15 protein-coding genes are annotated in these 12,242 nt (G+C 71.8%); 11 read left to right on the forward strand and 4 right to left on the reverse strand.

The genetic code is table 11. From position 1 onward, the window contains the following. Positions 1-235: 235 nt before the first annotated feature. A complete protein-coding gene (locus tag BM396_RS18125; protein ID WP_043389009.1) occupies positions 236-1,711 on the forward strand; it encodes a protein adenylyltransferase SelO in 1,476 nt (491 codons plus the stop codon). 16 nt (positions 1,712-1,727) lie between these two features. Here the strand turns inward: BM396_RS18125 and BM396_RS18130 are convergent, their stop codons facing one another. Then, on the reverse strand, positions 1,728-1,943 hold the full coding sequence (locus tag BM396_RS18130; protein ID WP_043357502.1) for a hypothetical protein: 216 nt from the start codon (positions 1,941-1,943) through the stop codon (positions 1,728-1,730). Positions 1,944-2,202: 259 nt separating this feature from the next. Here BM396_RS18130 and BM396_RS18135 point away from each other — a divergent pair, with 259 nt between their 5' ends. The 7 genes from BM396_RS18135 (at position 2,203) to BM396_RS18165 (ending at position 8,062) form a co-directional block, all read left to right on the forward strand. Beyond that, a complete protein-coding gene (locus BM396_RS18135) occupies positions 2,203-3,279 on the forward strand; it encodes a glycine betaine ABC transporter substrate-binding protein OsmF (RefSeq protein ID WP_244538905.1) in 1,077 nt (358 codons plus the stop codon). A gap of 118 nt (positions 3,280-3,397) precedes the next feature. Continuing rightward, positions 3,398-4,588 (forward strand): ABC transporter permease, encoded by a 1,191-nt coding sequence (locus tag BM396_RS18140; RefSeq protein WP_043389013.1) that lies wholly within the window; start codon positions 3,398-3,400, stop codon positions 4,586-4,588. Beyond that, positions 4,585-5,517 (forward strand): ABC transporter ATP-binding protein, encoded by a 933-nt coding sequence (locus BM396_RS18145; protein WP_043389016.1) that lies wholly within the window; start codon positions 4,585-4,587, stop codon positions 5,515-5,517. The genes BM396_RS18140 and BM396_RS18145 overlap by 4 nt, the downstream gene beginning before the upstream one ends. Further along, positions 5,514-6,257, forward strand: a complete 744-nt coding sequence (locus BM396_RS18150; RefSeq protein WP_043389017.1) for an ABC transporter permease — start codon at positions 5,514-5,516, stop codon at positions 6,255-6,257. Before BM396_RS18145 ends, BM396_RS18150 begins: the two co-directional genes overlap by 4 nt. Positions 6,258-6,514: 257 nt before the next feature. Next, positions 6,515-6,727 carry a hypothetical protein gene (locus BM396_RS18155; RefSeq protein WP_043389020.1) on the forward strand — a complete coding sequence of 71 codons (213 nt, stop codon included), beginning with the start codon at positions 6,515-6,517 and terminating at the stop codon, positions 6,725-6,727. 464 nt (positions 6,728-7,191) lie between these two features. Beyond that, positions 7,192-7,557 (forward strand): hypothetical protein, encoded by a 366-nt coding sequence (locus BM396_RS18160; protein WP_236952768.1) that lies wholly within the window; start codon positions 7,192-7,194, stop codon positions 7,555-7,557. A 52-nt stretch (positions 7,558-7,609) separates the two neighbouring features. Beyond that, positions 7,610-8,062 (forward strand): hypothetical protein, encoded by a 453-nt coding sequence (locus BM396_RS18165; protein ID WP_043389021.1) that lies wholly within the window; start codon positions 7,610-7,612, stop codon positions 8,060-8,062. Positions 8,063-8,089: 27 nt separating this feature from the next. Here BM396_RS18165 and BM396_RS18170 read toward each other — a convergent pair whose 3' ends face one another. The 3 genes from BM396_RS18170 to BM396_RS18180 all read right to left on the reverse strand — a co-directional run bounded on the left by BM396_RS18170 (position 8,090) and on the right by BM396_RS18180 (position 9,154). Beyond that, positions 8,090-8,401, reverse strand: coding sequence for a hypothetical protein (locus tag BM396_RS18170; RefSeq protein WP_043389023.1), 312 nt, complete (start codon positions 8,399-8,401; stop codon positions 8,090-8,092). An 85-nt stretch (positions 8,402-8,486) separates the two neighbouring features. Continuing rightward, the gene (locus tag BM396_RS18175) at positions 8,487-8,894 is read right to left on the reverse strand and encodes a hypothetical protein (RefSeq protein ID WP_043389025.1); all 408 of its coding nucleotides are present in this window, start codon (positions 8,892-8,894) and stop codon (positions 8,487-8,489) included. Beyond that, complete coding sequence (locus BM396_RS18180) at positions 8,894-9,154, reverse strand: hypothetical protein (protein ID WP_043357527.1); 261 nt, start codon at positions 9,152-9,154, stop codon at positions 8,894-8,896. Before BM396_RS18180 ends, BM396_RS18175 begins: the two co-directional genes overlap by 1 nt. 529 nt (positions 9,155-9,683) lie before the next feature. Here BM396_RS18180 and BM396_RS18185 point away from each other — a divergent pair. From BM396_RS18185 to BM396_RS18195, 3 genes are all read left to right on the forward strand, one after another. Continuing rightward, a complete protein-coding gene (locus BM396_RS18185) occupies positions 9,684-10,097 on the forward strand; it encodes a Ros/MucR family transcriptional regulator (RefSeq protein WP_043389239.1) in 414 nt (137 codons plus the stop codon). A gap of 219 nt (positions 10,098-10,316) precedes the next feature. Next, positions 10,317-10,562 carry a hypothetical protein gene (locus tag BM396_RS18190; protein ID WP_043389028.1) on the forward strand — a complete coding sequence of 82 codons (246 nt, stop codon included), beginning with the start codon at positions 10,317-10,319 and terminating at the stop codon, positions 10,560-10,562. 250 nt (positions 10,563-10,812) lie between these two features. Beyond that, positions 10,813-12,222, forward strand: coding sequence for an MFS transporter (locus BM396_RS18195; RefSeq protein WP_244538906.1), 1,410 nt, complete (start codon positions 10,813-10,815; stop codon positions 12,220-12,222). The last annotated feature ends 20 nt before the right edge of the window (positions 12,223-12,242 follow it).

The following is a 12,242-nucleotide window of genomic DNA, read 5'->3' on the forward strand; positions in this document are numbered from 1 at the left end:
GGGACAGACGCGGCATGGCCCCGCCGCCGTGGCGGTCGTGCCCCGCGGATCGGGCCGCCATCACAGGCCGCGCCTGCCGGTGGGGCCAGAGCGGGTGCACGGAACCGGGCCCGTCTGCCGCGAGCGCTGCGGCACGCATCGGTGGAAACGAACCGGCCGGCCGGCGGTGACGCGATCGACGAGCTCCTTCCGGCTTCCGCTTGTCCCCCGTGCCCACCGTCCATAGATCCCGACGATGACGGCACTCCCCTTCGACAACAGCTACGCCCGCCTGCCGGAGCGCTTCTACGCGCGCCGGCCGCCGACGCCCGTGGCGGCCCCGCGTCTCGTCCGGCTGAACCGGGCGCTCGCCGCGGAGCTCGGCCTCGATCCGGACTGGCTTGCCGGCCCGGACGGCGTGGCGGCCCTTGCGGGAAACGCCGTCCCGGAGGGCGCCGATCCGATCGCGGCGGCCTATGCCGGACATCAGTTCGGCCAGTTCGTGCCGCAGCTCGGCGACGGCCGCGCGGTCCTCCTGGGCGAAGTGCTCGACCGGACTGGGCAGCGCCGCGATATCCAGCTGAAGGGCGCGGGCCCGACACCGTTCTCCCGGCGGGGCGACGGGCGGGCAGCGCTTGGTCCGGTGCTGCGCGAGTATCTCGTCAGCGAGGCCATGGCGGCGCTCGGCATCCCGACCACCCGGGCGCTCGCCGCCGTGACGACCGGCGAGCCGGTGGTGCGCGAGACGCTCCTGCCGGGCGCGGTCCTCACCCGCGTGGCCGCGAGTCACATCCGGGTCGGGACGTTCCAGTTCTTCGCGGTCCGGGGCGATGTCGAGGGCCTGCGGGCGCTCGCCGACCACGTCGTGGCCCGGCACTATCCCGAGGCCGCTTCGGCCGCGAACCCCTACCGCGCGCTGCTGGAGGGCGTCATCGCCGCCCAGGCCGAACTCGTCGCCCGCTGGCTGCATGTGGGCTTCGTCCACGGGGTCATGAACACCGACAACATGTCGATCGCCGGCGAGACGATCGATTACGGACCCTGCGCCTTCCTCGACGCCTACGATCCCGGGACCGTCTTCAGCTCCATCGACCGCAACGGCCGCTACGCCTACGGCCAGCAGCCGCGCATCGCGCTGTGGAACCTGACGCGGCTGGCCGAGACCCTGCTGCCGCTGCTCGCGGAGGACGAGGCGGGCTCGGTCGCCGAGGCCGAGGCGGCGCTGGCCTCCTATGCGGCGCGCTTCGAGACGGCCTATCACGGCGGCCTCGCCCGCAAGCTCGGCCTCGCCGAGACCCGGGACGGCGACGCCGCTTTGGCGGGCGACCTCCTCAAGCGCATGGCCGAGAATCGGGCCGACTTCACCTTGACGTTCCGCACGCTCTGCGCCGCCGCGGAGCGGCCGGAGGCCGACGCGGGCGTGCGCGACCTGTTCGTCGATCCAACGGCCTACGATGCCTGGGCGAAGGACTGGCGCGGGCGGCTCGCGCAGGAGGCCCGCGACCCGGCCGAGACCGCCGCCGCGATGCGCCGGGTCAATCCGGCCTTCATCCCGCGCAACCACCGGGTCGAGGCGATGATCGAGGCAGCCGTGGAACGGGGGGATTTCGCCCCGTTCGAGACGCTGCTGACCGTGCTGTCCCGCCCCTACGTGGATCAGCCGGATCAGGCCGCCTTCGCCATGGCGCCCGATGACGGTGGCGTCGGCTACCGCACCTTCTGCGGCACCTGAGGCGGCGCGCCGGCGGTCACTGCCGCGGCCAGGTGAAGATCTCGCGCACCCCGCCCTCGTGCCGAAACCAGTGGACGCGGGTGGCGGGGTTGAAACCGTGATCCCGGTACGACGTGGCTATCACGGAAACGAGAGTCTCCGCCGCCGACCGGTCGTGAATGTCGTAGGCCAGAAGTTTGGGAGCACCGCCAGGTTCGCGGGCGAGATCGCGGACCAGAATCGAATACGACATACTCCCCTCCTTTCGACGCAAACGATCTACTCAACATTATATCTCTAAGGCTAGGATTGTTCGCGTCAGGATCGCGTAAAGGTTAAACATTATTAACCGGAGTGCGTTGATTTGATACAGTCGAGGTCGGAGGCGCCGGGCGCGGAGGTCATCCCTGTCGTCACGAGCCTCGCGAGGGGACCGAGAGCGGCGCGGGAGCGATGAGCGGCGCGTGGCCGGATCCCTCAGCTGCGCGTGCAAAGGCGGCGAAGCCATCCCCATGAAACGGAAGTCGAATCGCGTCGCGACCGTGGCCGCCGGCCTGTCTCTCGGGCTCAACGGGATCATCGCCCGCCCCAGCCGGACATCGCGCGCGGCAGGCGCCCGCCGAGACCGGACGACGCGAACGGGGGATCCGAAGGCCAAGGTGAGGCGGATCCTCGCGTGGTTCGTCGCGCCGGCCCTGGCGCTGCTGGTCGCCCAATGTGGCCCGACGCCCGGCGCGCCGGCGGCCGGGATCGTCGTGGCCTCCAAGATCGACACGGAGGGCGGGGTGCTCGGCAACATCATCCTGCAGGCCCTGCAGGCCCGGGGCCTCCCGACGGTCGACAAGATCCAGCTCGGCGCCACCGCGATCGTGCGCCAGGCCCTGATCGAGGGTCAGATCGACATCTATCCGGAATACACCGGCAACGCGGCGTTCTTCTTCGGGAAGGCGGATCTCCCGGTCTGGAAGGATCCCGAGGCGGCCTACCGGACGGCCCGGGACCTGGATCGCGCGGCCAACGACCTCGTCTGGCTGACGCCGGCCTCGGCCAACAACACCTGGGCGATCGCGGTGCGCCAGGAGATCGCGCAGGCCGCGGGCCTGAAGACCCTGAGCGACTTCGGCCGCTACGTAGCGGGCGGCGGCGCGATCAAGCTCGCCGCCGCGTCGGAATTCGTGACCGCCCCGGGCGCCCTGCCGGCCTTCGGCAGGACCTACGGCTTCACCCTCAAGCCGGAGCAGCTCGTCATCCTGGCCGGCGGCGACACGGCCGCCACGATCGCCGCGGCGGCGCGGGGCACGTCCGGCACGAACGCCGCCATGGTGTTCGGCACCGATGGCGCCCTCGCGGTCGCGCGCCTCGTGACGATGGACGACGACAAGGGCGTCCAGCCGGTCTATCAGCCGGCGCCGGTGGTCCGCGGGGCGGTCCTCATGGCCCATCCCGAGATCGCCACGGTGCTGGATCCGATCTTCCGCAGGCTCGACCTGGCGACGCTCCGGGATCTCAACGGCCGCGTCCAGATCGGCGGCGAACCCGCCTCCGCGGTCGCGGCGGACTTCCTCCGGCAGAACGGATTCGTGCGCTGACACGCGTCGACAAGCCGAGACTCTGCCGGCATGGGTTCTCGGCGGGTCGCGGGGACTCGTCGCGAGGCCGGCCACTTTTGCGCGGGCCCGCGCGCGCCGGCGCCGTCGGAGCTTGAGGATGGGGGGACATTCCGCGACGGGGCTGCTCCGCCCGGGCGTCGATCCGCTGGGCTCGGCCTTCGCGGCCCTGCTGGGACTGAGCCTGCTCGCCCTGCCGCTGATGACGACCCGGCCGAACCGGATCGCGGCCGGCACCGGGCTGACGGCCTGGTCCGCCCTCCCGTCGGATGCGGTGCTCCTCCTCGGAGGCGTCGTCGCCCTCGGCCTGCCGCTGCTGGCGCTCCGGGCGGCGCCGCCCCTGCGCCTCGCCGCCGCCGCCGCGATCCTCCTGCTCCTCGGCCTGTCGGCCGGCTGGGCGGCCGATCACCTGACCCTGCCGGGCGACAGGTACGGCCGGGTCTCGCCGGATGCAGGCTGGTGGCTCGCCTTCGCGACGGCGGCCCTCGCCGTCGGCGACGGGCTGGCGCGGCTGCGGCCGGGACCGATCCTGCGGATCGCCCTGCTGGCCCTGCTGGTCGCCGCGACGGGACTCGCCCTGCGGACCGGGTTCTGGAACAACCTCTCGGTGCTGCGGGAATATGCCAGCCGCTCCGACACGTTCGGCCGGGAGTTGCGGACCCATGCCGCCCTCGCCCTCACCTCGGTGGCGGCCGCCGCCGCTCTGGGGATCCCGGCGGCCATCCTGGCGCGCCCGGTTCCTGCGCTGCGGACGGGCCTGCTCGCGACCCTCAACGTCGTGCAGACCATCCCCTCCATGGCGCTGTTCGGGATGCTGATCGCGCCCCTGGCCTGGATCGGCCGGGCGGTCCCGGGCGCGGCCGCCCTCGGCATTGCGGGAATCGGCGCCGCGCCGGCCTTCGTGGCGCTGTTCGCCTACGCGCTCCTGCCCGTGGCCGCCGCGACTGTCGCGGGCCTCGATGCCGTGCCCTGGCCGGTGCGCGACGCCGCCCGGGGCGTCGGCATGACCGCGCGGCAGCGGCTGCTCCAGGTGGAGCTGCCCCTCGCCCTCCCGGCGATCCTGACCGGAATCCGGATCGTCCTCGTCCAGAACATCGGGCTTGCGGTGATCGCGGGGCTCGTGGGCGGCGGCGGCCTCGGCGTGTTCGTCTTCCAGGGCATCAGCCAGAATGCGGGCGACCTCGTCCTCCTCGGCGCGCTGCCGACCGTCGCCATGGCGACCGGCGCCGCGGTGCTGCTCGACGCGGTCGTCGATCTGAGCCGGGGCCGGGCGGCGGAGCGGGTTCCATGATCGACCTCGCCCAGGTGAGCCGCGTCTTCGAAGGACGCACGGTCGTGGCGGACGTGACCCTCCGGGTCGAGGCCGGGACGATCCTGACGGTGGTCGGCACCTCGGGATCGGGCAAGACCACCCTGCTGCGGATGATCAACCGCCTGATCGAGCCGAGCGCCGGCACGATCCGGATCGCAGGCCGCGACATCCGGGACGTGCCCCCGCATCTCCTGCGGCGCGGGATCGGCTACGCCATCCAGGGACACGGGCTGTTCCCCCACCGCACGGTCGCGGAGAACATCGCGGTGGTGCCGAAGCTGCTCGACTGGGACCGGAGGCGGATCGCCGCCCGGGTCGACGAACTCCTCAGCCTGTTCAACCTCGATCCGGCGGCCTACCGGGATCGCCTGCCGGCGGCGCTCTCCGGCGGCGAACAGCAGCGGATCGGCGTCGCCCGGGCGCTCGCCGCCGAGCCGCCGATCCTGCTCATGGACGAGCCCTTCGGCGCCCTCGATCCGATCATCCGCGGTCGGGCGCAGGAGGATCTGCGGACGATCCAGCAGCGCTACAACACCACGATCGTGCTGGTGACCCACGACATGGACGAGGCCCTCCACCTCGGACACCGGATCGCCGTGATGGATGCCGGGCGCCTCGTGCAGGAGGCGCCGCCGGCAGACCTTCTCGGCGCACCCGCCACCGCCTTCGTCGGCACCCTCCTCGGCAGCGGCGACCGGGCCTTCCAGCTCATGGCCCTGCGCGTGGTGGACGATCTGGTGGAGCCCGGCCCGGCGCCGGGCCCGCCCATCCCGGCCGGGACCTCGGTACGGGCCGCCCTCGCGGAGAGCCTGTGGTCCCGGCGCCCGGCCCTGCCGGTCAGCCGCGACGGCGTCATCCTGGGACGGGTGACGCGGGCGGCCCTCGAGGCGCAGGGCGGCCGGCCGTGAGCCGGGCCCCGCCTCTCGCCTGGGCCGCGCTCCTCGCCCTCCTCGGCGTGTTCCTGGTCGCTCCGGGCCGATTCGCGCCCCTGTTTCAGCCGTTCGCCCCCGGCGACACGCCGCCGATCTACGCGCAGACGCCGCTGCTGACGCTCGCCGTCAATCACCTCCTGCTGGTCGCCGCCGCGACCCTGACGGCCGCCGCGATCGCCGTCGGCCTGGCGGTCGCGGCCACCCGGCCGGCCGGGCGCGACGTGCTGCCGTTCGCCCGGTCGGTGGCCCGGATCGGGCAGACCTTTCCGCCGGTGGCGGTCCTGGCCCTGGCGGTGCCGATCTTCGGGTTCGGCGCCGTCCCGACCCTGATCGCCCTGGTGCTCTACGGGCTCCTGCCGATCTTCGAGACCGCGCTCACCGGGCTCGACGGGCTCGATCCCGCGCTGATGGAGGCCGCGCGCGGCATGGGCATGACCGACCGGCAGCGGCTCCTCCGCGTCGAACTGCCCCTGGCGCTGCCGATGATCCTGTCGGGGATCCGCCTCGCTGCCGTCATCGGCCTCGCGACGGCGACCATCGGCTCGACGGTGGCGGCCAGCACCCTCGGCGAAGTGATCATCTCCGGCCTCCTCACCGGCAACACCGCCTACGTGCTGCAGGGCGGCCTCGTGGTGTCGGCGCTGGCTCTCCTGATCGATGCCGGCTTCCGCCATGTCGAACGCAGGGCGGCACGCCGGGCTGGATTTCGTTCCTAGACGCGACTAAAACGCCAGCGGGGCCGTACGCGCGGCCCTGGGGCGTGGAACCCCCTGTCTGATGGTTGGTGCCGACCAGAACGGCACCCGCATCCTTGGCCATACGGTCGGGGAGCCTGCGACGCATGTCCAGGCGTTCCGGCGCTAAAGGTCGTAGGGACCGTTCAGACACGGTTTTCCAACTCCCCGACTCGGGATGGTCGAAGGCTCGTTCGCGGGGGCGCACCGCGGATCAGAGCCCGCCGGGGGGATGGACCATGGGCTCCAGCGATCCCGAAACGCGCGGACGTCAGCTCGCCCGGCTGCGCGCGGCCTACGAGGGCCGTCCGGGGCGGCCGGACCGCGCCGGCAGTGGCGCGCGGCACTCGCGGGCGCTCTTGGGACGGATCCTCGTGGTGCTCGGCGGCCTGCCGGACGGGACCGGCTTGCCGGTGATCGGTCCGGGCGGGGACGGACGCGCCCGCTCGTAGCATCGGCCCGCCCACGCGCCGGAATCGCGCGGCATGACCGGCCCCAGACGCACGGCGGGCCAGGCGCATATGGACCGCCAGCCGGCCCGGCAGTGATGGCGACGCGCAGATCGAGCGACAAAAACTGTCAAACTCCAAACATATTGAATATTTAAACTCGCTATAACAATATTAACTCGACACACACGATTCGTTCGGCCGTCGTCCAATTGCGCGATCGATGCCGACCGGTCTTGAAAGCGTCGGACTGGGAGGTCGCCATGACACGAAGGACCATCCACACAGCATTCGCCCCAGGACTCTCCGCTGTCGCGCTCGTCCTGATGCTGCCCGCTGCCATAACGGCCCGCGCCGAGGACATGCCGCGACAGGGCGATTTCAGGATAACTTACACATCGACAAATATCTCTGCGCCGAAACCTGTCACGATCGGCGACAACCGAACGGCTTCGGCAACGATCAACATGATGACCGCCGTCAACGAATCGGGCGGGCGGCTCCTGCACAACATGGCCGGACGCTGCACCTCCGCCCCGCTGATCGACACCGCCGCCAAGACCCTCGAGAATCACGGCTATTGCGACTACGTCGACGCCGACGGCGACCACGTCTTCGAGAAGTGGGACTATCCGGTCCAGCCCCTGGGCGCGGTCAACGAGGGCACGGGCGAGTGGATCGGCGGAACCGGCAAGTACGCCGGCATCTCCGGGACCATGAAGATCCGCTCCCGACGGCTGAACTCCCTCACGGACGGCGCCATCCAGGTGGTCGGCGAGAAGCTCGGCAGCTACAGCTTCACCAACGCGGTGGCCAGCGCGAAGCGGGACTGACGGGTTCGGGGCGACGGGACAGGCGGGCCGACTTGGCGGTAAGACGCCGTTCATGACGCCCGCCGACCGAGACCGGTTCGAAAAATGCCTCGCCCTCGCCGCCCAGGGCGCCACGATGGGTGAGCGCGCGGCCGCCCGGGCCGCCGCCGAGCGCATCGCCCGGGGCGCGGGCCTCACCTTCGCCGAGGCGGCCGAAGCGCTCCGGCGGACGGGACAGGAATCGGCCCACCGGGCGACCCGTCCGCCACCGCCCCGGCAGCCATATCCCTGGGCGCAACCCAAGGCGCCGGTGACGCCCATCACGGTCGAGGAACTGCTCCGCCAGAAGGCCGAGACGGAGGCGTGGCAGAAGCGGTCGGCGGCCGCCGCCGACCGCCGCCGGAAGCGGGAGCGCGCCGACCAGGACGCCTACGTGGCGGAGCAGCGCGCCCGGCAGGCGGAGCGCGACCGGGACTGGGCCCGCACCCGCACGGATCCTCCGGCCGCGCCGGGGGACGAGGCCTGAGCGTCCCTCGGCCGGCGGAGAGCCGTCTCAGCGGCGGGGCTGCGGACGTGCGCTCCGGTGCGCCCGCGCCCGGCGATGGCGCGGGGCGACCCGCGGCGTGGCCTGCGGCGCCGCTGCGGCGGCCGGGGGACCGGGCGCGACGCCGTCATGGGCCGCGACGATCCGGCGGGCCTCCTCGACGCTCATGTCGCAGGCGCTCGTCATGCCCTGCAGGGCGCCCAGGGCGCGGTTGTATTCGGGAAGGTTGGTGCATCCGGGAACGCCCCACGCCCAGGCGGACGCCGGCACTATCCCCACCGCCGCCAGCACGAGGGCGACAAGACCGTTCCTGATCGACACGGATGCTCCTCCGCTCCCCGAGACCCGATTCCGGCTCCCGGCGGGGAAACGCGGTCACACCGGTGGCGGGTTCACCGCCGCCGGGTCAGGCCCCGCCGCACATGTGCTGGGAGTCCGGCAGAGTCCAGGAATCCAGCGTGCGCAGGTTGGTCGTCGTATACATCTTGCCGCGATCGTCGCCCTTGGGGCAGCCGGTCGGCAGGGCGACGAGGCAGGTCATCACCCGATCGCCAACCCGCGACCGCGCGATCGCGTCGATATAGGCGTAGGAGACGCCGTAGACGCCGTTCTTGAGATCGACGCTCGTCCCCTCGTCGATCCCGTCGCCCTTCGGCTTCACGAGCTTGTCGCTGAACCGCGTCCCGATCCGCGAGATCGTGGTCGCCACGCAGGTGCCGACCCGTGTCGGCATCTGCGCCGCGGCGGTGCCGGGGGCGAGCCCGAGACCGACGACGAGCGCGCCCGCCAGAACCGCACCGGTCCGGCCCCCCATCAGGCGGCTTCGAGCAGGAAATTGGCCCGCCGGAACATCAGCTCGCGCCGGTAGAGGTAGACGCCGCCCCGCCGCATCGCCGCATGCGCCGCGTCCGCATCGAACCCGTACGGCTTGTCCCGCGCGGTATCGATGCAGCCCACATACATCCAGTGCACACCGTCGATGATCGCCGGGATCGGCTGGTCTTGTCGGACGGCGCAGAACTGCTCACCGTCCGTGGCCGCCACGAAAATGTAGAAGGTCTTCCGCGCGCACATCCGAACCTCCAGAGGTCTCGGGGGTGTAACCGCAAGGCAACGGTCAAGGGATAAACTGATTCCGCTACAATAGTCAAGCTTCTGCCACATTTTCGTCACGCCCGAGACAGAACCGGCGCAGCCTCACACCCACCACCCCTCGAAGATCGGCCGCGCCCGAGAGCCCGCCCCGTCCGGCGCGCCTCCCATCGCGAACGAGGCATGACCCAGCAAGGTCCGGCGCCGGCCTGGATCCATCGACGGCTCGGCCCCGTCGGACCGTCGCATCGGCCGCGCTCCTTCGCCCGGCTTCAGGCAGCCGCACATTCCCTGCGCCCGACGGTGGACCACCCCGGCGCGAAGGCTGAAAACCTCAGACAACAGCGCAGACCGATAAGCCTTCGGATCCGACTCCCTGAGATCTCAATAAAATTTTGTATGCATAATTAGAGGGTTACCGGACATGCGAACAAGTATTGACAGGCCATAATGTACGAGTAGTCATAAAGACCGAGCGAGGTTACCGGGACCAGAGATGCGATCGATCGCGTTGCCGAAAGACCAAGACCATCTCGAATCGACGATCAGCGAGGTCGCGGTGCGCGTCGTCACGGCCTACCTGTCTAACAACGCAATTCCTCACACCAGCCTGCCGCCGCTTCTGGCCACCGTGCACGGCGCCCTGTTCGCACTGACAGACCGGCCGAAGGCCGCCGAGATCCCCTACGAGCAGCCGACCCCCGCGCAGATCCATCGGTCGGTCCGCCCGGACGGCATCGTCAGCTTCATCGATGGCCGATCTTACAAGACCTTGAAGCGGCATCTCACGGCGCATGGGCTGACGCCGGCCTCGTATCGCGCACGCTACGGGCTGCCGGAGGACTACCCGATGACCGCGCCCGGCTATGCCGAGCGACGTTCGGAAATCGCCAAGGCGATCCGGCTCGGCCGCAACGCGGCCTGACCGGCGCGATCCCCGGCGCCGCTCCCGGCTGCCGCGCGGCACCCCGACCGCGCCCGCGCACGATGGCCGGGCGGGCTCCCGCCGGGAGCCTCACCGGGCTCGGCGGACCAGCCTCGCGCTCGCTTGTGAACCGATCGTCCGCGTGGACGTAGATACCATGGACCTATGACGCGCGCCGGCGACGCTGGGACGACGCGATCAGGCGAGGGGAATGCGGGCATGAAGGGTCTGTCGGGCTGCGTCGTCCTCCTGTCCCTGCTCGGCGGGGGAGCGGCCTCCGCACAGACCGTCCTGGCGCCATCCGGCGACTCGGCCGTGACGCAGCCCGGTGGGACGGCCGGTCGCTCCGCACGACGCAACATCCGGGAGGCCTACCGCAACGGCGACGTGATCGGCCATCGGCCCGGCCCGGTCGCTCCCGTATCGCAGCGCGATCGATCTAAGCACACGCAACCGCGCTTCTAGCCGGCGGCTGCGGACCCTATCAGCGCGGCGCGCGCCCAGGCCGGCTTCGCTCCGTCGGCGAAACGAGCGGGAGGCAGGGACGTCCGCGGCAGCCGGCCGGCCTGCGCGGCGCCGGATCTCGTGTGACCCGCGACAGCAGCGCATTGTGCGTTTGTGAGCGCCACCACGTTTCCCGGTTCGAGGCGCGCAGCTATGGCGGTGCGGCACCGGTTGCACGCACGCTCCGGTCGGGAGAGGACAAACGCCCGTGATGGACGCCCGCCTGCAGGCTGCGACGCCCTCCGATAGCGCCGCGCCCGCGGCCGGATCGGTGGCGGTCGTCACGCGGCGGCTCGATTCCCTCCCGATCACGCGGCTCCACGTGGCGGCGCTCGCTGTCTGCACGCTGGGCCTGTTCACCGACATCGCCGAGGTCGCCTTGAGCAACGCCTTGGCGGCCATCTTCCTCGCACCGCCCCACAACATGCCACGGGGCAGCCTCTCGCTGCTCCTCGCCTCCGTCTTCGCCGGTGGGGCGGTGGGCGCCCCCTTCTTCGGGATCCTCGGTGATCGCTTCGGCCGCAGGCGCGCCCTTCAGGCCTCCCTGGCGCTGATGGCCGCCGGATCTCTGGCGGCCGCCGCGAGCCAGGGGCTCACGGCGCTGACGCTCGCCCGCACGGTCTCGGGTTTCGCGATCGGCGGGTTTCCGCCCCTCGTCGCGACCTACCTCGCCGAGGTGACGCCGGCGCGCCACCGCGGCGCGACACTGATGGTCTGTGCCGGGATCGGGCTCCTCGGCGGCTTGGCCGTCCTCCTCCTGGTGCAGGCGCTCGCACCGGGGGCTCCCCTCGGCGTCGAGCCGTGGCGCTGGGCCCTGATCCTCGGGGGCGCCCTGGCGGCCCTGGGCAGCATCCTGTTCGCGGGGCTGCCGGAATCGCCGCGATGGCTGGCCTCGGTCGGGCGACCCGTCGAGGCCGACGGGGCCTGCCGCCGGTTCGAGCGCGCGGCCGGCCGGGCGCCGGTCGTCGGAGCAGCCGACCTCGCCCCAGCGCCGGCGATACACGGGCCGGCGATACACGGGCCGGCGGGCTTTCGCGCCCTGTTCACCGGGACGCGCCAGACGCGCCAGACGGCCCTGTTCGTGGGCCTCTTCACGCTCGCCCCCCTGGCGACGATCGCCTTCCCGCTGCTCAGCGCCGTCGTGATGGTGGAGAAGGGCTTCCGGGTCGATCAATCCCTCGCCTTCGCCGCGCTGTCGATGCTCGGCCCGCCGCTGGGCACCCTCCTGACCGCGCTGGTGATCGACCGGCTCGAGCGGCGCGCCTGCCTGACGGCCCTGGCGGCCGCGATGGCGGCCCTGGGCACGGCCTTCGCGGCGAGCGGCACGTTCCTGACGCTGGTTCTCGTCGGCATCGCCTTCAACACCGCCGCGGCGACCTACGGCAGCGTCCTCGCCGTCTACGCCACGGAACTCCTCCCGACGCCGCTGCGGGCCTCGGCCATGACCTGCGCCTGGGCCGGCGGCCGGGTCGCCGCCGCCCTGGCGCCGCTCATCCTCCTGCCGGTCCTTTCGGCCTACGGACCGCACGCGATGTTCGCGGTGATCACGATCGTCCTCGGGGCCAGCGCCGCGCTGCTGCTTGCCGGACCGCGCGGCCTGTCCGGCCGGGCCGTTGCATAGGCCGCGCGGGGACGCCCCGC

It is taken from the genome of Methylobacterium sp. UNCCL125 (genome assembly GCF_900116795.1).
Classification (GTDB): domain Bacteria; phylum Pseudomonadota; class Alphaproteobacteria; order Rhizobiales; family Beijerinckiaceae; genus Methylobacterium; species Methylobacterium fujisawaense.